Origin of the sequence: Burkholderia sp. Bp9143 (assembly GCF_003853645.1) — a bacterium.
Lineage (GTDB): Bacteria > Pseudomonadota > Gammaproteobacteria > Burkholderiales > Burkholderiaceae > Burkholderia.
In genome coordinates, this window is the sequence record NZ_QTPO01000028.1 from 1 (window position 1) to 17,605 (window position 17,605).

Consider the following 17,605-nt stretch of genomic DNA (forward strand, 5'->3'; position numbering starts at 1 on the left):
GAATCTGCGTTTTACCCCCGCTTCTGCTGGCGCCATTACGCCGCCCATCCCTGGCTCCTTTACGCCGCCCGTTGACACAGCGAGATCGTCACGCGCGGACAGGCGCGGCAGTACATCGAGGAACTGATGCCGACGCTGCTGCAGGCGCGCGCGGCGCATCGACGCCGCAGGCATGGCGGGAAGCATCGTTGAGGCGGCGGGTGGCCGATCGCTGACGGCTGACGGCTGACGGCTAGAGGCTGACGGCTAGAGGCTAGAGGCGAACGGCGGGCCTCCCGCGCCACGCCACGCGCGCCGACACCCGCGCGGCCAGCAACGCAGGATCATACCGACTGCCGCGCGCGCTGCACGCTGACCGCCGACCCGGCCGCCCCCGCCAGCTGCACCGCCGCGCCGGCGAACATCGCCGCGCGCAAGCCTGCCGTGCCGCCATGCGCGGCCGCGAACAGTGTGCCGAGCACCGCGATCCCGAGCGTCGCGCCGGTCATCCGCGCGACGTTGACGAGCGCGCTCGCGGTGCCCGAGCGCGCGGCATCCACCGCGCCGACGGCGACGGTCATCAGCGGCCCGGTCGCGATCCCCATGCCGAGCCCCGTCAACGCGAGCCCGATCTCGGCGCCGAGCAGGCCCGGCGAATCCGCCGACGCGCCGATCACCGCGAGCCCGCTCGCGATCACGGCGACACCGCCGGCCGTCGTCACCCGCGTGCCGACGCGCTCCGACAACGGCCCCGAGCACGGCGACACGGCGACGAACACGAGCGCCATCGGCAGCAGCGCGAGGCCCGCGCCGGTCGAGTCGAGACGGCCGATGCTCTGCCACGTGAGCGGCAGCAGGAACAGCACGCCATACATCCCGAACGTCATGCCGGTGGTCGCGGCGATCGCGCCGCGAATCGCGCCGAGCCGGAAGATGTCGAGCGGCACCAGCGCGGCCTCGCCGTGCCGCCGTTCGATCGCGACGAAGGCGACGAACGACGCGATCGCGCCACAGCCGGCGATCGCACTGGCGACCGGCGTATCGCGGAACACGATCGCCGCATACGCGAGCGTGCCGAGCGCGAGCGCGCCGGCGACCTGCGCGCCACCGTCGACGTGCCGGCCGCGCGGATCGGACGACTCGGGCACCGAGGCAATCGCGAGCAGCATCGCCGCGATGCTCAGCGGCACGACCACGAAGAAGATGCTGCGCCAGCCGAAGTGCCGGATCAGTACGCCGCCGAGGGTCGGCCCGATCGCCATCGCGACGCCGTTGCACGCGGCCCAGATGCCGAGCGCCCGGCCGCGCTCGACCGGATCGCGCCATACGACGCGCACGATCGCGAGCGACGCCGGCAGCAGCAGCGCCGCGCCGACGCCGGCCAGCGCGCGTGCGCCGATCAGCACCGACACCGACGGCGCGAGCGCGCACAGCAGCGACGCGACGGTAAACACGGCCGTGCCGGCCATGAAGATGCGACGCCTGCCCAGCAGGTCGGCGAGCAGCCCGCCGGTCAGCAGCAGCACCGCGTACGTGAGGTTGTAGCTGTCGACCACCCATTGCAATGCGCCTACGCCGGCGTGGAAATACGTGCCGATCGTGCGCGTCGCGAGATTGACGACAGCCGTGTCGACCTGCGCGACCAGCACGGCAAGGCACAGCGTCACGAGGGTCATGCCGCGGCGTTTGACGACGCGGTTGGCAAGCGCGGTGAGGTCTCCGGTATGGGCCATGGGCGACATTCCTAGACGGGGGATCGTGCGAGGTTAAGCGCCGCCTGCCGCCAGCGTGGTGTCAGCAGGCGAGGGCAGCAGGCGCGCAAGCGGCGTGCCCGTGCGTATCCCGATCCGATGCGCCGGCAAGAAAAAACGGGGCTTGCGCCCCGTTCCTTGCCGCTTCCCGATCAAGACCGATCGCGATCGATCAGGCCGCCACCGCCCGTGCCCGCGCCATCGTCAGCGCCGCATCCTCGATCATGTCCTCCTGCCCGCCGACGAGCCGCTGCCGGCCGAGTTCGACGAGGATGTCGCGCGCCGGAATCCCGTATTTCGCTTCCGCACGCTTCGCGAACAGCAGGAACGACGAGTAGACGCCCGCGTAGCCGAGCGTCAGCGCATCGCGGTCGAGGCGAATCGGCGCGTCCATGATCGGCACGACGAGATCCTCGGCCACGTCGGAAATCGCGAACACGTCGACGCCGGTCTCGATCCCCATCCGGTCGCACACCGCGACGAACACTTCCATCGGCGTATTGCCCGCGCCCGCACCAAGGCCGGCCGCGGCCGCGTCGATCCGGTTCGCGCCGGCGGCGACCGCCGCGACCGAGTTCGCGACGCCCATCGCGAGGTTATGGTGGCCGTGGAAGCCGAGTTCCGTTTCCGGCTTCAGCGCGGCGCGCACCTGGCCGATCCGCGCGGTCACGTCGTCGGGCAGCATGTGGCCGGCCGAATCGGTGATGTAGATGCAGTTCGCGCCGTACGACTCCATCAGCTTCGCCTGCACGACGAGCTGCTCGGGCGATGACATGTGCGCCATCATCAGGAATCCGACCGTATCGAGGCCGAGCGTGCGCGCAAGGCCGATATGCTGTTCCGACACGTCCGCCTCGGTGCAGTGCGTCGCGACGCGGATCGTGCCGACGCCGAGTGCGTGGGCCATGCGCAGGTGCTCGACGGTGCCGATGCCGGGCAGCAGCAGCGCCGACACCTTCGCCTGCTTCAGTTCCGGAATCACGGCGCTCAGGTACGCCTCGTCGGTGTGCGCGGGGAAACCGTAGTTGACGGACGCGCCGCCGAGCCCGTCGCCGTGCGTGACCTCGATCAGCGGCACGCCGGCCGCATCGAGCCCGCGCGCGATGTTGCGCATCTGGTCGAGCGTGATCTGGTGACGTTTCGGGTGCATCCCGTCGCGCAGCGACATGTCGTGGACGGTGATCTTCTTGCCTGCAAGTGACATCGTGTGACTCCTCGGCTCAAGCGGTGGCGGCCGTCGCGGCCAGCATCTGTTCGGCGAAACGCTCGGCCGTGGCGGCCGCGGCGGCGGTCATGATGTCGAGGTTGCCCGCGTACTTCGGCAGGTAGTCGCCGAGCCCCTCGACTTCCATGAACACCGACACGCGGTTGCCGTCGAACACCGGGCCGTTCTTCAGCGTGTAGCCGGGCACGTAGCGCTGCACTTCCTTGACCATCGCATGCACCGACGCCGTGATCGCGTCGACGTCGGGCGGGCCGTCGGTCAGGCAGTGGATCGTGTCGCGCATGATCAGCGGCGGCTCGGCCGGGTTGATCACGATGATCGCCTTGCCCTTGCGCGCGCCGCCGACCTGTTCGATCGCGCCGGACGTCGTGCGCGTGAATTCGTCGATGTTCTTGCGCGTGCCGGGGCCGACCGAGCGCGACGATACCGTTGCGACGATCTCGCCGTACGCGACCGGCTGCACGCGCGACACCGCGTACACCATCGGGATCGTCGCCTGGCCGCCGCAGGTCACCATGTTCACGTTCATTTGCGCGCTGTCGAGATGCGCGTCGAGGTTCACCGGCGGCACGCAGTACGGCCCAATCGCGGCGGGCGTCAGGTCGATCATCTTCACGCCGAGCGCGGTGAGCTTGTCGGAGTTGTCGCGGTGCACGTAGGCGGAGGTCGCGTCGAACGCGATGCGGATGTCGTCGGCGGCGACGTGCGGCAGCAGTCCGTCGACGCCCTGGTCGGTGGTCTTCAGGCCGAATTCGCGGGCCCGCGCGAGGCCGTCGGACGCCGGGTCGACGCCGACCATCCACACGGGCTCGAGCACCGTCGAGCGGCGCAGCTTGTACAGCAGGTCGGTGCCGATGTTGCCGGGCCCGATCAGTGCGCATTTGATTTTCTTCATCACGAATTGCTCCTTTAGATAAAGCGGACGTCGCAACTGCCGATGCCGGAGATGTGCATCGACAGCGCGTCGCCGGCCGTGACCGGAATCAGTTTCGCGAGCGAGCCGGACAGCACGATCTCGCCCGCAAGCAGCGGCACGTCGTATGCGGCGAGGGTGTTCGCGAGCCACGCGACCGCGTCGGCGGGATGGCCGAGCGCCGCATCGCCGCGGCCTTGCGCGACGGGCTCGCCGTTCTTCTCGATCGTCATCTCGCACGCGGCGAGATCGAGCGTGCGCGGATCGACGCGCGCATCGCCGAGCACGTACACGCCGCACGACGCGTTGTCGGCGACGGTGTCCTCGATGCGGATCGCCCAGTCGCGGATGCGCGAGTCGACGATCTCGAAGCAGGGGGCGACCGCGGCCGTCGCGGCGATCACGTCGGTGCGGTCGATGCCGGGGCCGCGCAGGTCGCGCGCCAGGATGAACGCGATCTCGCCTTCGGCACGCGGCGCGATCAGCGACTCGGTGGCGATCGCCTCGCCGGCCGCGTAGTGCATGCCGGACAGCAGGATGCCGAAATCGGGCTGGCGCACGTTCAGCATGTCCTGCACGGCCTGGCTCGTCACGCCGATCTTCTTGCCGACCACCGATTCGCCGCGTTCCACGCGGCGTTCGATGAAGCGTTGCTGGATCCGGTACGCATCGTCGAGGGACAGCCGGCGCGGCCGCCCCGACAGCGGCGCGACCGGCGCGCGGGAGTGCCACGCGGCATACAGCTCGTCGCCGAGCGTCGCATGCAAGCGGTTGGACATGGTAGGGCCCTCGAATGGAAAAGGCCGCCGTCTGGGGCGGCGTCGTGCGCCGAGGGGTGGCCCCCCGGCGCTGGTTCGGAGACGGTACGCGTCAGTTGCCCGAGCTGCGGATTCCGTCCGGCGAGAAGTACGCCTCGGTGAACTGCGGGCTGTTGTCGAGCTTCGGCATCGGACCTTCGTTGGTCAGGCGGTCGGCCATGTACGCGCCGGAGACGAGGTCGTGATAGAACACGACGCCCGGATAGAACGTCTTCGCATCGAACGCGTAGAGCGTCGTGGCGACGTTGGTGCGCCAGAGCTGGCCGCGCGCGTCATAGTTGTCGGCGAGCAGCGTGATCCACGAATCCTCGTCGAGGTACAGCACGCGCTTCGCGTACTGGTGGCGATAGCCGTTCTTCAGCGTCGCCTGGAGCACCCACACGCGGTGCAGCTCGTAGCGGATGTAGGACGGGTTCTCGTGGCCCTTGCCCAGCAGTTCGCCGTACTTGACCGCGCTGTCCATCGCCTTGTAGTTGTCGTACGGCACGTAGATCTCGCGCTTGCCGAGGATCTTCCACTCGTAGCGGTCGCCCGAGCCGTTGAAGAGACGGTCGTCGTCGACGGTGCGGAAGCCGCCCGGGCCCATCGGCTGGTCGTAGCCGTACTCGGGCGCCTGCCGCACGCGCCGCGTGCCGGGGTTGTACATCCACGTGCGCGACGCGTTGTCCGCGCCGGCCTTGTCCCAGTTCGTGAACGACAGGATCAGCGAGCCGCGGTCCGACAGCGGCAGGTCGGTGGCGACGCGCGCGTAGGTGTGGTTGTTCAGGTCGCTCTTCACGTCGTACTTGCCGACGTTGCGCGGCGAGTAGATGTCATAGCGCACCTTGCCCCATGCGATGTTGCCGTCGGAATAGACGACCGCCTGGTCGTAGGTCGCCTGTTCGGTGCCGATCGCCGACGACATGCGCTGGTTCCACAGCAGTTCGGCCGCGGTCTTGGGGAGCGGGTACGGCACCTGCGGCGGCGCGTTGGTGAGCCCGTTCGCGTCGGACGTCATCGTCGAATCGGGCGCATACGTGCGGATATCCTTGTAGACGGCATCCGTGTAGCGGAAGTCGCGATGGCTCGGGTAGACGTTGATCTTGAACGTGGCCGGGTAGCGCTTGAACATCGCCTTCTGGCCGTCCGTCAGGTGCTCCGCGTACTGCGCCATGTTCTCGGCGGTGATCGTCGCGACCGGCTTCTCGCTCGCGAACGGATCGGGGTAGCGGCCGCCGCGCTTGTACTGCACGTCGGGCGGCGTGCCGAGCCACTTGCCCGACCACTCGGGCACGCCGCTGTCCTTGCTGGCGGCGCGCACCGCGCCCATCGGCGTGAGCGTGCCGTCGAGCGCCTTCAGGTCATCCGGCGTGACCTTCGGGAACGACGCCGTCGCGACGAGCGCGCACGCGGCCATCACCGACGCGCGCAGGAGGGGGAGACGAGTTCGTTTCATGACAAATCCTCTTCTTGCTGGGTGACGAGCGGCCGGGCCGCTCAGAAGTGGTAGGTCGCCGTGGCGAGCACGTAGTCGCGATCCGACAGCGGACGCGTGACCGGGTTGGGCGAACCGAGGAACTTGGCGTAGACGATCGACAGCTGCAGGTTGCTCAGGCGCGTGAACGTCACGCCGGCCGTCACGCGGTGATCGCCCTGGCCCGTCAGCGAGCCGAGCGCGCCGGCGAGCGGCGACGTGCCGGTCAGGTCGTGCGTGTAGGTCAGCGGCACGTCGAGGTCCCAGCCGTTGAACACGTTCTTGTAGCTGAGCGTCCACGCGATCTCCATCGCGAGCGCATTACGGGAGTTGGTGAGCGTCGTCGAGCCGTCGAGCTCGGAGATGCTGCCCGCATGCACGTAGGTCAGTTCGGCGATCAGCGATTGCGAGCTCGCGAGGAAACTCGGCCCGATCGAGTAGATGCCCGACAGGTTGGTCTGCAGTACGTTCGCGCGCGTCGACTGCGGGCCGGTCGGCGTGTTGACGAGCACGGCCGCGCCCTGGCGGTACGACACTTCGCCCGCGACGTTCACCGGGCCGACCTGCGTCGAGAAGCTCGCGCCGGTCAGCTTGATGTTGCTGAAATACTTTTGCTGGTACTGGAGCATCGGGAAGAACGTCGTGACGACGCTCGGGTTCATGTCGTTGTAGTGCAGGTGGTACAGGCCGAGCTCGGTGTCGCCGAGTACGCGAAAGCGCGCGCCGATACCCCACTGGTTGCGTGCGCTCGGCTTGTCGTCGGGACCGCGCGGAATGATCATGCCGCCCGGGCCGATGATGAATTGCGCACCCGGGCCCGTCACGTCGGAATAGCTCCAGTACGTGCCGGGCGCGGTCAGCCGGTTCTGCTGGTACGAGAACTGGTAATAGCCGAGCAGGCTGAAGTTCGGCGTGATCTGCCATTGCGTCGAGATCTGCGGCACCGGCAGCAGGATGTCCTTCACCTCGGCGCCGGCCATGTAGGACTTGGTCGCATCGGCAGGCCCCTGGGCGCCCGCGATGTTCGGGAAGAACAGGCTTTCGCCCCACGCGACCACCTGGTCGCCGACCTTCACGTTCAGGCTCGTCGAGCCGAGATGGAACGTGTTGTACGCATACGCGGCGAGCAGCGTCGTATGGCCGCCCGACCAGTAGCGCGCGTCGCTCGTGAAGTTGTTGTACTGGCCCGACTGGTTCACCGTGCCCGGCGCGTCGTTGTAGTTCGGGCGGTGATAGGCCTGGTCGTAGAACGTGTTCGCGCGGACGAACACGCCCCAGTCGTCGTGCTTCAGGTTCACTTCGCCGAGCAGGCTGACCTGGTTCTCGATCAGCTTGTTCTTCGCGAAGTTGCGGTCGCCGTCGTCGCCGTTGATGTTCGCGGGCGTCAGCAGATTGCCGCTCGGCGCACGCGTGCGCATGCCGAGGCCGTAACTCAGCGTGAACGTGTAGTCCAGCGTCGTGTCGGCGCCAAGGTCGATCGTGCTGCCGGCGTGCGCGTTGGGAACGGCGCACGTCAGCAGCGCGGCGGCCAGCGTCGACAGCGTGGCGGTGGCCCGCTTGTCGGTACGGCGCGAAATCCGTTGATGCATGGTGTCTCCTCTGGGGGTATCGACGACGGTCGACTGTGGTTGTCGTGAGAGGCAGAGTAGGGAGATCGCGGTAGCAGGGAATCGTCAAAATGAACTAGATGACTTCCCTAGGACTGGAAACGATCGACCGACACCGCTTGCGCGTTCTGGGTTATCGCGTGTCCGCTTGTGCCGCCGACAGGAACGCGGGCCGTTCGCCGCCGCCGTCGAGCCGAAGGTTCGCGCCCGACGTGTACGACGCGTCCGGCGACGCGAGGAACAGGCATGCCGACGCGACGTCGTCGGGCGTCGCGAGCCGTCCGGCGGGAATCGTCGCGCGGATCGCGTCGAGCGCCGCGTCGTCGCCGTAATGGCCTTCGGTCGCCGATTCCGTCTGCACGAGGCTCGGGCTGATCGCGCACACGCGCACGCGCGGCGCCCACTCGACGGCAAGCGACGTGACCGCGTTGACGAGGCCGGCCTTCGCGGCGCCGTAGGCCGCGGTGCCGGGCGACGGCCGCGACGCGCTGACGCTCGCGATGAACAGCATCACGCCGCCGTGCGGCTGCGGCTGCATGATCGCGTTCACGCGCTGCGCGAGCTGCAGCGGCGCGATCAGGTTCAGCCGCACGATCGATTCGGTGAAGCGCGGCGATGCATCGGCCGCGAGCACGAATGGCGAGCCGCCCGCGTTGTTGACGAGCACGTCGAGGCCGCCGGTCGCATCGCGTATCGTCGCGAGCATCGCGTCGACCTGCTCGATGTCGCGCAGGTCGGCCGCGATGAAGCTGGCCATGCGGCCGCCGGCCGAAGGCGGCGTGTCGGGCGCGCTGCGTCCGCATACGAACACGCGCGCACCCGCCGCGAGAAACCGCTCGGCGATGCGCCGCCCGATGCCCTTGGTGCCGCCCGTCACGAGCACCGTCTTGCCGCTGTAGTCGAATCCGTTCATCGTCTGCCTCCGTTTCGGTGGCCCGATGATAGGAACAAGCGCGCGCGGCTTCGTAGTCTGAAAGGATGATGCCGGCCGGCGCCGGCGGCGCAATCATCGTGTCAAGCAGCCATCGACCGACGAAGGAGACAACCCGCGATGACGACCCCCACGACGCCGCCGGCCGGCATCTTCACCGACGTACCGGGCGGCCTGCGCCTGCATCATTTCGAGGCGGGCGAAGGCCGGCCGGTGGTGTTCATCCACGGCAGCGGCCCGGGCGCCAGCGGTTTCAGCAACTTCAAGCACAACTACCCCGCGTTCGCGGCCGCCGGCCATCGCGCGATCGTCGTCGACCTGCCGGGCTACGGGCAGTCGTCGAAACCGTCCGACGTCGCCTACACGCTCGATTTCTTTGTCGGCGCGCTGCACGCGCAGCTGTCCGCGCTCGGCATCGGGCCGGCGGTGCTGCTCGGCAACTCGCTCGGCGGCGCGATCGCGCTGAAATACGCACTCGATTACCCCGACGCGGTCGATGGCCTGATCATGATGGCGCCGGGCGGCGTCGAGGATCGCGACACCTATTTCCGGATGGAAGGAATCCAGCGGATGGTGAAGCTGTTCACCAATCGCCAGATGAATGACGACACCATGCGCGAGCTGCTGACGCTGCTGGTGCACGATCCCGCGATCGTCACCGACGCGCTCGTCGCCGAGCGGATGAAGGTGTGCGTCGAGCAGCCGACTGAAGTGCTGTCGACGATGAGCGTGCCGAACCTGACGGGCGCGCTCGGTGATCTGCGCTGCCCGGTGCTCGGTTTCTGGGGCACGGACGACCGCTTCAATCCGGTCGGCGGCGCGCTGACGTTCCTCGAACGCTGCCGCGACGCGCGCTTCGTGTTGATGAATCGGTGCGGCCACTGGGTCATGGTGGAGCACGCCGATTACTTCAATCGGGAATGCCTTGATTTTCTTGCGGCGCCGGATGCGCGATAACGCCGGATGCCGATGAAGACCGGCCCGATCGAGGCCGGTCCGCCTGATTAAACGGAGACGCAATGAAACTCATCGAAGACCTGTTCGACCTGTTCGACCTGCGCGGCAAGGTGGCCGCGATCACCGGCGGCGCGCGCGGCATCGGCGCGGAAACCGCGCGCACGCTGGCCGCGGCCGGCGCGAGCGTCGCGATCCTCGACGTGCTGTCGCAGCCGGCGGAGGCGCTCGTCGAAGAAATCAGCGCGCAGGGTGGCCAGGCCGCATTCTGGTCGCTCGACGTGACGCACGAGGCCGACGTGGCGCGCGTGTTCGGCGAGATCGTCGCGCGCTTCGGGCGCCTCGACGTGCTCGTGAACAACGCGGGCATCGAAGGGCACAACGTGCCGACGCACGAACTCACGCTCGCGCAATGGCAGCGTGTGCAGGACGTGAACGTCAACGGCGTGTTCCTGTGCACGCGCGCCGCGATTCCGCATATCGAAGCGGCCGGCGGCGGCTCGATCGTGAACCTGTCGTCGATGTACGGGATCGTCGGCGGCCCCGACGTGCCCGCGTATCACGCGTCGAAGGCGGCGGTGCGGATGATGGCGAAGGTCGATGCGATGTTGTACGCGACGAAGAACATCCGTGCGAACTCGGTGCATCCGGGCTACATCCGCACGCCGATGCTCGAGGACGCGTTCCGCCAGATGGGCCAGGATCCGGACCGCGCGTTCGAATACATGCAGACGCACGTGCCGATGGCGAAGATCGGCAGCCCGCGCGACATCGCGGCCGGCATCCTGTATCTCGTGTCGCCGGCAGGGCGCTACGTGACGGGTGCGGAGCTGGTGATCGACGGCGGATACACCGCGCGCTGACGCGCCGCGGCGGTCGAAACGAAACAGGAGACAGGCAGTTGAAAGCGCTCGTGGCAGTGAAGCGCGTGGTCGATGCGAACGTGAAGGTCGGCGTGAAGTCCGACCGCACCGGCGTCGACATCGCGAACGTGAAGATGTCGATGAACCCGTTCGACGAAATCGCGGTGGAAGAAGCCGTGCGGCTCAAGGAGGCCGGCGTCGTGACGGAGGTGGTGGCCGTGTCGGTCGGTGTCGCGCAGGCGCAGGAAACGCTGCGTACGGCGCTGGCGATCGGTGCCGATCGCGCGATCCTCGTCGAAGCGAACGACGCGGTCGAGCCGCTCGGCGTCGCGAAGGTGCTGAAGGCGCTGGTCGACAAGGAGCACCCGCAACTGGTGATCCTCGGCAAGCAGGCGATCGACGACGATTCGAACCAGACGGGCCAGATGCTGGCCGCGCTGGCCAACTTGCCGCAAGCGACGTTCGCATCGAAGGTCACGATCGCCGATGGCCGTGCGACGGTCGCGCGTGAAGTCGACGGCGGCGCGGAAACGCTGTCGCTTCAATTGCCGGCGGTCGTCACCACGGACCTGCGCCTGAACGAGCCGCGCTACGTGACGCTGCCGAACATCATGAAGGCGAAGAAGAAGCCGCTGGAAACCGTCAAGCCCGCCGATCTCGGCGTGGACGTGACGCCGCGCCTGAAGGTGCTCAAGGTGAACGAGCCGCCGAAGCGCGCGGCTGGCGTGAGGGTGCCGGACGTGAAGACGCTGGTCGAGAAGCTGAAGACCGAAGCCAAGGTGCTGTAACAGGGAGCGCAAAGAAATGACGATTCTGGTAATTGCCGAGCATGACGGGGCATCGGCAGGCGGCGCTTCCACGATCAAGGCCGCGACGTTGAACACGGTGGCGGCGGCCGCCGAGATCGCCACATTCGCCGGCGGCGACATCCACGTGCTGGTCGCGGGCCACGACGCGCAAGCGGCTGTCGACGCGGCAGCGAAGATCGCGGGTGTGTCGAAGGTGCTGCTGGCCGACGCACCGCAGCTCGCGGACGGTCTTGCCGAGAACGTCGAAGCGACGGTGCTGACCATCGCGTCGAACTACTCGTACATCCTCGCGCCGGCGACCGCCTACGGCAAGAACATCGCGCCGCGCATCGCCGCGAAGCTGGACGTCGCGCAGATCTCCGATGTTACGGCCGTCGTTTCAGCCGATATGTTCGAGCGCCCGATCTATGCGGGCAACGCAATTGCAACGGTGCAGTCGGGCGATCCGGTCAAGGTGATCACGGTACGGACGACGGGTTTCGATCCGGTTGCAGCAGAAGGCGGCAGCGCGTCGATCGACAGGATCGCAGCGGCGGCGGACGCCGGGGTATCGCGGTTCATCAGCCGCGAGGTGACGAAACTCGATCGCCCGGAGCTCACCAGCGCGAACATCATCGTGTCGGGCGGCCGCGGTCTGGGCAGCGGCGAGAACTATACGAAGGTGCTGGAGCCGCTGGCGGACAAGCTGAGCGCGGCGCTGGGCGCCTCGCGCGCGGCCGTCGACGCGGGCTACGTGCCGAACGATTACCAGGTCGGCCAGACCGGCAAGATCGTCGCGCCGCAGTTGTACATCGCGGTGGGCATCTCGGGCGCGATCCAGCATCTGGCCGGCATGAAGGATTCGAAGGTAATCGTCGCGATCAACAAGGATCCGGATGCGCCGATCTTCAGCGTGGCCGACTACGGTGTCGTCGGCGACCTGTTCACGCTCGTGCCCGAAGCGGCCGCGGTGCTCTGAGCGATGCCGCTGTTCGAATTCAACGGCATGCGCCCATGCGTCGATCCGTCCGCGTACGTTCATCCGAGCGCGGTCGTGATCGGCGACGTGCGGATCGGCGCGGGCTGCTACATCGGCCCGCATGCGAGCCTGCGCGGCGACTTCGGCGCGATCGTCGTCGGCGACGGCAGCAACGTGCAGGACGGCTGCGTGCTGCATGTCGGCATCCGCGAGACGTGCCGGCTCGGCGTGAACAGCCACATCGGCCACGGCGCGATCGTGCATGGCGCGACGCTCGAGCCGGACACGATGATCGGCATGAACGCGGTCGTCATGGACGGCGCGACGATCGGCGCGACCACGATCGTCGCCGCCTGCGCGTTCGTGAAGGCCGGTTACGAGGTGCCGCGCGGCGTGCTGCTCGCGGGGGTACCGGGGCGCGTGGTGCGGCGGCTGAGCGATGCGGAGATCGACGCGAAGGCGAACGGTACGCGGGTCTATCAGCAACTCGCGGTGGATTGCCTGAAGACGCTCCGGCAGATCGACGGCGCGTAAGCGACGCGCGTCGTCGTTCAGGCGGCGGATGCTTGCCGGCGGCGAAAGCGTCGTGCAACCGTCGTGCGTCAGTGTGAATACGGCAAACGCGTGCGCGACGAGCGCCCACGGCGCCGCGTCGAAAGCGCGATGCCACGGCTTTTCTCGGGGTTTGTGCGGATGGTGATTCGCCGTCGCGCATGCCGGTCGCGACGTTCGCACGGGATCGATTGCCTGATGCGGCGTCGTTGTCTTAAGATCGGCGTCAGACCATCCCACCGCCTCCGGCGCCGAATGAAAACGACCTTACGCCTGCGCGTCGCCATCATCGCTTCGGCTTTCGCCGTCTATCACGTATTCATGCACGCCCAGTGGGTCGCCAGCGGTTGTATCCAATTTCTCGGCAACCGGCATTGCAGCTTCGAGAACAGTGCGAATTTCGAGGGGATGATGGACTTCGACCTGCTGCTGACCTGCGCGTGGGTCGCGGGCGCGGTGATGGCGTGGTTCGCCGTCGTAAGCGCGCCGAAGAAGCCCGGTTAGCCGCGCCCGCGTCGCGCAGCCGGCTATTGCGTGCGCACCGGCGCCGGCCGGTCGTGCAGGAACGCGAGCGACAGCGCCGCGAGCCCGCAGCTCGCGATCAGCATCAGCAACGCGCCCTTGCCGGCGTGCACCATCACCCAGCCGCCGACCGACGGAAAGCCGAACGTGCCGATGAAATACGACGCGACGAACCACGTCAGCACGCCGTGCCGTTGCGTATCCGCGCAATCGTTGAGCGCCTGCGCCTGGATGACCGGATAGGCGAGCCCATAGCCGGCGCCGAGCAGCACGGCCGCGACCGACTGGAGCGATGCGTGCGCGGCCGCACCGAACATCGCCAGCGCCCCGAGCATCATCATCACGAGCAACCCCTTGGCCGCGGCTTCGGGGCGCGCCATCCTGACCCATCGTCCGAGCAGCCAGCGCGCGGCCACCACCGTCATCGTGTACAGGCTGAAGAATGTGGCGGGCCGCGCCTGCGGGCCTTGCACGAGCGACATCTGGAACGTCATCAGGCCGGAGAACACGCAGGTGCCGAGCGCGATCATCACGATCGGCACGGCCGCGCGCGTGCGCGAGATGGCGGGGAGGTCGCGCACCCAGCGGCCGCCGGCCGCGGCGGCGGCCGGGCGCGGAAACTGGCGGCCGAAGGCTTCCAGCATCAGCGACGCGAGCACGCACAGGGCGCCGACCGCATAAAGCGTGTCGTCGATCGACCAGTGGAGCAGGCGCATCGCATACGCGGCGAATGCCGGGGACGCGCCGATCCCCGTCATCTGGAAGGTCGCCGACCGGAAGAACCACACGTTTCGGGCGGCGCCGCTGGTGCGCTCGGCGAGCGACATCGGCGCGGCCAGATGAAACGCGCCCCAGCCGAAGCCGACCAGGAAGCCGGACGGCAAATCGGCGGACGGCGCGCGCCCGACGAGGGTGAAGCCGACGATGCCTGCGCCGATGCACAGCGACGACAGCGCGGCGATCCGCGCGGCGCCGATCTGCTGCGAGAACCAGCCGACCGCAGACAGGCCGGCGAAGGTGCCGACGGTCGCGGCGGCCAGTGCCGCGCCGGTATTGAGATCGCTGCCGCCGATCGCGTGAAAGTGCATCGACAGCAGGAAGGTTGCACCGTAGCCGCCCGCGGTGAGCAGGGTGCCGACGAGAAAGAGCAACGCACTTTGAACGCGCATGACAGCCATCCGGGGCGGCGGCGACGGTCGAGGGAATCGTCGATTGCGAAACAGTATGGACCAGGACCGATGCGGGATGCCCGCATTTGTGACGACGCGGTCGAGCCGTCGGCTTTTGTCGGACATGGTTCGAACACGCTCGATCGAGCGTGCCGTGTCGCGCCGAACAGTCCGCATCGGAGCGACTGCACGGCGACGATGAATTCGTCGGATCAGCGGCGCTGAACGTCGCGCTGGCGGCGTTTTCTCGCTTGTTCGCGCGCCTCGTGCGCACTTTGCTTTCCCCTGTGGGGTGCACTAGATTTCGAAGCGTGACATGTGTTACCAAATGTGCGAGGTGAAGCCATGACGCCGTGGGAGATTCAGGGAACCGAGCTGATGAACTGCAATTGCTCATATGGTTGCCCCTGCCAGTTCAATTCGTTGCCGACGCACGGCAACTGCGAAGCGATGGGCGCGATTTCAATCGAAAGCGGTCACTACGGCGACGTGGTGCTCGACGGTGTCCGGATCGCGGTCGTGTTCCAGTGGCCCGGGCCGATTCACGAAGGTCACGGCCGGTGCCAGCCGATCGTCGACGAGCGGGCCAGTCCCGCGCAGTGCGAGGCCGTGCTGAAGATCATGACCGGTCAGGATACCGATCCATTCGCGACGATGTTCGCGGTGTTCGCGTCGACGCTCGAGCAGGCATACGAGCCGATCTTCGCGAAGATCGATTTCGACGTCGATGTCGATGCGCGGCGCGGCCGGATCAGCGTCGATGGCGTGTTGGACGTCGTGGGCGAACCGATCCGCAATCAGGTGACCGGCGCGGAACATCGTGTGCGGATCGACCTGCCGCACGGCTTCGAATACGAGCTGGCCGAGATCGGTTCCGGCACCGGCCGGTCGCACGGTCACATCGAGCTGGATCTCGAGCGGAGCTACGCGCAGTTCGCGCGGCTGCACATGAACAACCACGGGCTGATCCGGCATCGCGTCGCGGCATGATCCCCGTCGGCGAGTTTCTCGGGCGCGAGCGCGTCGTCACGCTGCTCGGCATGGCCGCGCTCGTCTGTGCGTGCTGGGCCTACCTGTGGATGGGGGCCGGCACCGGCATGTCGGCGCTGGACATGACGGCGCTCGCGCTGTTTCCGCATCGACTGGCCGACGGCATGGGCGCCATGGATCCGTCGCTTGCCACCGTGATCATGATGTGGTGGGTGATGATGATCGCGATGATGACGCCCGGCGCGGCGCCGCTCGTGCTGCTGTACCGGCGCGTGCTGCGGCATCGCGAACAGGACGGTGCCGGTTCGGTATTCACGTCGACGTCCCTGCTGGCCGGTTATCTGGCCGTATGGTTCGCGTTCTCGGTCGGCGCGGCCGGGCTGCAGATGCTGCTGCAGCCCGCCGGCCTGATCTCCGGGATGATGCTGTGGTCGAAGAGCGCCGTGCTGTCCGCGATCGTCCTCGCGCTGGCCGGCGTCTATCAGTTCTCGCCGCTGAAACAGGCGTGCCTGCGGCAATGCCGGTCGCCGGTCCGGTTTCTCGCGACGTACTGGCGCCCGGGAATCACCGGCAGCTTCCTGCTCGGCGTGCGCCACGGCGCGTATTGCGTGGGCTGCTGCTGGCTGCTGATGGCGCTGCTGTTCGTCGGCGGCGTGATGAACGTCGTGTGGATCGTTGCGTTGTCGCTGTTCGTGCTGGTCGAAAAGTTGCTGCCGGGCGGCGAGTACGTCGGCCGGGTGCTGGGTGCGGTGCTGATCGCGTGGGCGGTCGCGACGTTGCTGGTATAGAGGGGCGCGTTCGTTATCCGCCGCTCGCGGGGGGCTCCTGGCATTCGAACCTGTCCTGATGGTGCCGCCTTGCGTGCGGGAGTGGACAGTGCAAGCATGATTGTCATCATGCGGTACTAGATCGTTGCCACTGACTACCATCGTGCTCTCGTGTCCCCACGGCATGCCTGCGCGGAATGAATTCGCGGCCTTGCCGTGCAACACTCTTCTGCGATGTGGGGGGAGTCACGGGCTTTGCGCCGTCGATCAATGTCTGTATTTTGCCGTCCCATTTCGGCAACGGAGCAGGGGGCAACGGAAGCACCTTGTCGAGATTCGGCAGCTTCAGGCGACCCTGATAAGACTCGAGCGCATCTCCGAGCTTGCTGTAACGCTCGGCACGTGCCTTGTCGATATGGCCGACCAGGTTGGTGCCGTCGGTAAGATCCATACCATCGAATTCGGTAAACAGCTTATTGGCACACTCGGCAGAACCTAGCTTGACACCTTGATGAAGAACACGAAGCGCACGCAGTTTCGCTTCAGTAGTTTGCGGTCTCGCATAGACGTGCCCTAACTCTTTCGCGGCGTTTCCATATCCTTGAGCGAAGGCACATTCCAGCATTTGTGTCGCAATCGGCAGATTGCCCCAGAATTCACCACCCGGATCGTCATGTGCCGCATCCGTTTTTGTGCCGATAAAAGTTTGTGCGGATGGACTGCCCATATCAGCAGCGCGCTGGAAGAAGGCATAGGCGCTGGTGGCATCGCCACCTTTCACCAGGCCATTCTGATGGTAGATTCCCATCATGTCGTAGGCGTCAGGCACGCCCAGTTTCATCGCCTTTTCAACCCATCGGATAGCGGTTTCTGGATCATGGGTTGGCACCCCCTGACGATCGCTCAATATCAGCGAGGCGATATTAAGCATGGCCTTCCAGTGGTTGCGCTCGGCAGCCTGCGTGTAGAGCTGGTAAATCTTCGCGTAATCTCGCTTGTCGTAATCTATGTTCGGGTTATCAAGCGCCTGCGCCTGTTGGAACCACGATTCAGCCTGGGGATCGACAGGCGGTAGGTGCTGGTCCTGATACACGCACGTGAAGGTCTTGCGATGCGGGCTGAACAACGGCAGTTTTTCGTAACGTGGCAGGTCGGACACGGATGCACTCAGCTTGCTGGTCTGGGCTGTAAGAGGGCTGGCCTGCGAATCAGCGGCCAGCATGCAGAGGCTGGCGAATAGAAGTCGCAGAACGAGGCCGATGCGTTTCGCGTTGGATCGATTCATCTCAGGTAAGGGCCGATGTGTCTGACGTCGACGGAATGGTCATTTTGGCGTGCATCGTG

The 17,605-nt window shown here is 66.9% G+C and carries 17 protein-coding genes; 8 read left to right on the forward strand and 9 right to left on the reverse strand.

Annotated elements, in window-relative coordinates; translation table 11 throughout:
• Window positions 1–323: 323 nt before the first annotated feature.
• From DIE23_RS21205 to DIE23_RS21235, 7 genes are all read right to left on the reverse strand, one after another.
• Window positions 324–1,712 (reverse strand): MFS transporter, encoded by a 1,389-nt coding sequence (locus tag DIE23_RS21205; RefSeq protein ID WP_124613930.1) that lies wholly within the window; start codon window positions 1,710–1,712, stop codon window positions 324–326.
• A 190-nt stretch (window positions 1,713–1,902) separates the two neighbouring features.
• A complete protein-coding gene (dmpG, locus tag DIE23_RS21210; RefSeq protein WP_124613931.1) occupies window positions 1,903–2,934 on the reverse strand; it encodes a 4-hydroxy-2-oxovalerate aldolase in 1,032 nt (343 codons plus the stop codon).
• 16 nt (window positions 2,935–2,950) lie between these two features.
• Entirely contained in the window at window positions 2,951–3,850 is a 900-nt protein-coding gene (locus tag DIE23_RS21215; protein WP_124613932.1) for an acetaldehyde dehydrogenase (acetylating), read from the reverse strand.
• A 14-nt stretch (window positions 3,851–3,864) separates the two neighbouring features.
• The gene (gene dmpE, locus DIE23_RS21220) at window positions 3,865–4,647 is read right to left on the reverse strand and encodes a 2-oxopent-4-enoate hydratase (protein ID WP_124613933.1); all 783 of its coding nucleotides are present in this window, start codon (window positions 4,645–4,647) and stop codon (window positions 3,865–3,867) included.
• Between the two features lie 91 nt (window positions 4,648–4,738).
• Window positions 4,739–6,121 carry a DUF1329 domain-containing protein gene (locus tag DIE23_RS21225; protein WP_124613934.1) on the reverse strand — a complete coding sequence of 461 codons (1,383 nt, stop codon included), beginning with the start codon at window positions 6,119–6,121 and terminating at the stop codon, window positions 4,739–4,741.
• Window positions 6,122–6,162: 41 nt separating this feature from the next.
• Window positions 6,163–7,728: a DUF1302 domain-containing protein gene (locus DIE23_RS21230; RefSeq protein ID WP_124613935.1), complete on the reverse strand. Its 1,566-nt coding sequence runs from the start codon at window positions 7,726–7,728 to the stop codon at window positions 6,163–6,165.
• A 151-nt stretch (window positions 7,729–7,879) separates the two neighbouring features.
• On the reverse strand, window positions 7,880–8,659 hold the full coding sequence (locus tag DIE23_RS21235) for an SDR family oxidoreductase (RefSeq protein ID WP_124613936.1): 780 nt from the start codon (window positions 8,657–8,659) through the stop codon (window positions 7,880–7,882).
• A 138-nt stretch (window positions 8,660–8,797) separates the two neighbouring features.
• On the opposite strand from DIE23_RS21235, the gene DIE23_RS21240 reads away from it, so the two are divergent.
• The 6 genes from DIE23_RS21240 to DIE23_RS21265 all read left to right on the forward strand — a co-directional run bounded on the left by DIE23_RS21240 (window position 8,798) and on the right by DIE23_RS21265 (window position 13,317).
• The gene (locus DIE23_RS21240) at window positions 8,798–9,634 is read left to right on the forward strand and encodes an alpha/beta fold hydrolase (RefSeq protein WP_124613937.1); all 837 of its coding nucleotides are present in this window, start codon (window positions 8,798–8,800) and stop codon (window positions 9,632–9,634) included.
• Between the two features lie 62 nt (window positions 9,635–9,696).
• Window positions 9,697–10,494 carry an SDR family NAD(P)-dependent oxidoreductase gene (locus DIE23_RS21245; protein ID WP_124613938.1) on the forward strand — a complete coding sequence of 266 codons (798 nt, stop codon included), beginning with the start codon at window positions 9,697–9,699 and terminating at the stop codon, window positions 10,492–10,494.
• 38 nt (window positions 10,495–10,532) lie between these two features.
• Window positions 10,533–11,282, forward strand: a complete 750-nt coding sequence (locus DIE23_RS21250) for an electron transfer flavoprotein subunit beta/FixA family protein (RefSeq protein ID WP_124613939.1) — start codon at window positions 10,533–10,535, stop codon at window positions 11,280–11,282.
• 16 nt (window positions 11,283–11,298) lie between these two features.
• A complete protein-coding gene (locus DIE23_RS21255) occupies window positions 11,299–12,261 on the forward strand; it encodes an electron transfer flavoprotein subunit alpha/FixB family protein (protein WP_124613940.1) in 963 nt (320 codons plus the stop codon).
• 3 nt (window positions 12,262–12,264) lie between these two features.
• A complete protein-coding gene (locus DIE23_RS21260) occupies window positions 12,265–12,795 on the forward strand; it encodes a transferase hexapeptide repeat family protein (protein ID WP_124613941.1) in 531 nt (176 codons plus the stop codon).
• Between the two features lie 273 nt (window positions 12,796–13,068).
• Complete coding sequence (locus tag DIE23_RS21265; protein WP_124613942.1) at window positions 13,069–13,317, forward strand: hypothetical protein; 249 nt, start codon at window positions 13,069–13,071, stop codon at window positions 13,315–13,317.
• 23 nt (window positions 13,318–13,340) lie between these two features.
• On the opposite strand, the gene DIE23_RS21270 is transcribed toward DIE23_RS21265, so the two are convergent.
• Window positions 13,341–14,504, reverse strand: coding sequence for an MFS transporter (locus DIE23_RS21270; protein ID WP_124613943.1), 1,164 nt, complete (start codon window positions 14,502–14,504; stop codon window positions 13,341–13,343).
• Window positions 14,505–14,849: 345 nt separating this feature from the next.
• On the opposite strand from DIE23_RS21270, the gene DIE23_RS21275 reads away from it, so the two are divergent.
• Window positions 14,850–15,494, forward strand: a complete 645-nt coding sequence (locus DIE23_RS21275; RefSeq protein ID WP_124613944.1) for a DUF1326 domain-containing protein — start codon at window positions 14,850–14,852, stop codon at window positions 15,492–15,494.
• On the forward strand, window positions 15,491–16,282 hold the full coding sequence (locus DIE23_RS21280) for a DUF2182 domain-containing protein (RefSeq protein ID WP_124613945.1): 792 nt from the start codon (window positions 15,491–15,493) through the stop codon (window positions 16,280–16,282). The genes DIE23_RS21275 and DIE23_RS21280 overlap by 4 nt, the downstream gene beginning before the upstream one ends.
• A gap of 106 nt (window positions 16,283–16,388) precedes the next feature.
• On the opposite strand, the gene DIE23_RS21285 is transcribed toward DIE23_RS21280, so the two are convergent.
• Window positions 16,389–17,546 carry a sel1 repeat family protein gene (locus DIE23_RS21285; protein ID WP_260436128.1) on the reverse strand — a complete coding sequence of 386 codons (1,158 nt, stop codon included), beginning with the start codon at window positions 17,544–17,546 and terminating at the stop codon, window positions 16,389–16,391.
• Window positions 17,547–17,605: the final 59 nt, after the last annotated feature.

Coding starts and splice junctions, on each gene's coding strand:
- DIE23_RS21240 (WP_124613937.1), top strand. CDS start 8,798: ATGACGACCCCCACGACGCCGCCGGCCGGCATCTTCACCGACGTACCG.
- DIE23_RS21205 (WP_124613930.1), bottom strand. CDS start 1,712: ATGGCCCATACCGGAGACCTCACCGCGCTTGCCAACCGCGTCGTCAAA.
- DIE23_RS21215 (WP_124613932.1), bottom strand. CDS start 3,850: ATGAAGAAAATCAAATGCGCACTGATCGGGCCCGGCAACATCGGCACC.
- dmpE (WP_124613933.1), bottom strand. CDS start 4,647: ATGTCCAACCGCTTGCATGCGACGCTCGGCGACGAGCTGTATGCCGCG.
- DIE23_RS21275 (WP_124613944.1), top strand. CDS start 14,850: ATGACGCCGTGGGAGATTCAGGGAACCGAGCTGATGAACTGCAATTGC.
- DIE23_RS21245 (WP_124613938.1), top strand. CDS start 9,697: ATGAAACTCATCGAAGACCTGTTCGACCTGTTCGACCTGCGCGGCAAG.
- DIE23_RS21270 (WP_124613943.1), bottom strand. CDS start 14,504: ATGCGCGTTCAAAGTGCGTTGCTCTTTCTCGTCGGCACCCTGCTCACC.
- DIE23_RS21255 (WP_124613940.1), top strand. CDS start 11,299: ATGACGATTCTGGTAATTGCCGAGCATGACGGGGCATCGGCAGGCGGC.
- DIE23_RS21265 (WP_124613942.1), top strand. CDS start 13,069: ATGAAAACGACCTTACGCCTGCGCGTCGCCATCATCGCTTCGGCTTTC.
- DIE23_RS21280 (WP_124613945.1), top strand. CDS start 15,491: ATGATCCCCGTCGGCGAGTTTCTCGGGCGCGAGCGCGTCGTCACGCTG.
- DIE23_RS21260 (WP_124613941.1), top strand. CDS start 12,265: ATGCCGCTGTTCGAATTCAACGGCATGCGCCCATGCGTCGATCCGTCC.
- DIE23_RS21285 (WP_260436128.1), bottom strand. CDS start 17,546: ATGAATCGATCCAACGCGAAACGCATCGGCCTCGTTCTGCGACTTCTA.
- DIE23_RS21235 (WP_124613936.1), bottom strand. CDS start 8,659: ATGAACGGATTCGACTACAGCGGCAAGACGGTGCTCGTGACGGGCGGC.
- DIE23_RS21230 (WP_124613935.1), bottom strand. CDS start 7,728: ATGCATCAACGGATTTCGCGCCGTACCGACAAGCGGGCCACCGCCACG.
- DIE23_RS21225 (WP_124613934.1), bottom strand. CDS start 6,121: ATGAAACGAACTCGTCTCCCCCTCCTGCGCGCGTCGGTGATGGCCGCG.
- dmpG (WP_124613931.1), bottom strand. CDS start 2,934: ATGTCACTTGCAGGCAAGAAGATCACCGTCCACGACATGTCGCTGCGC.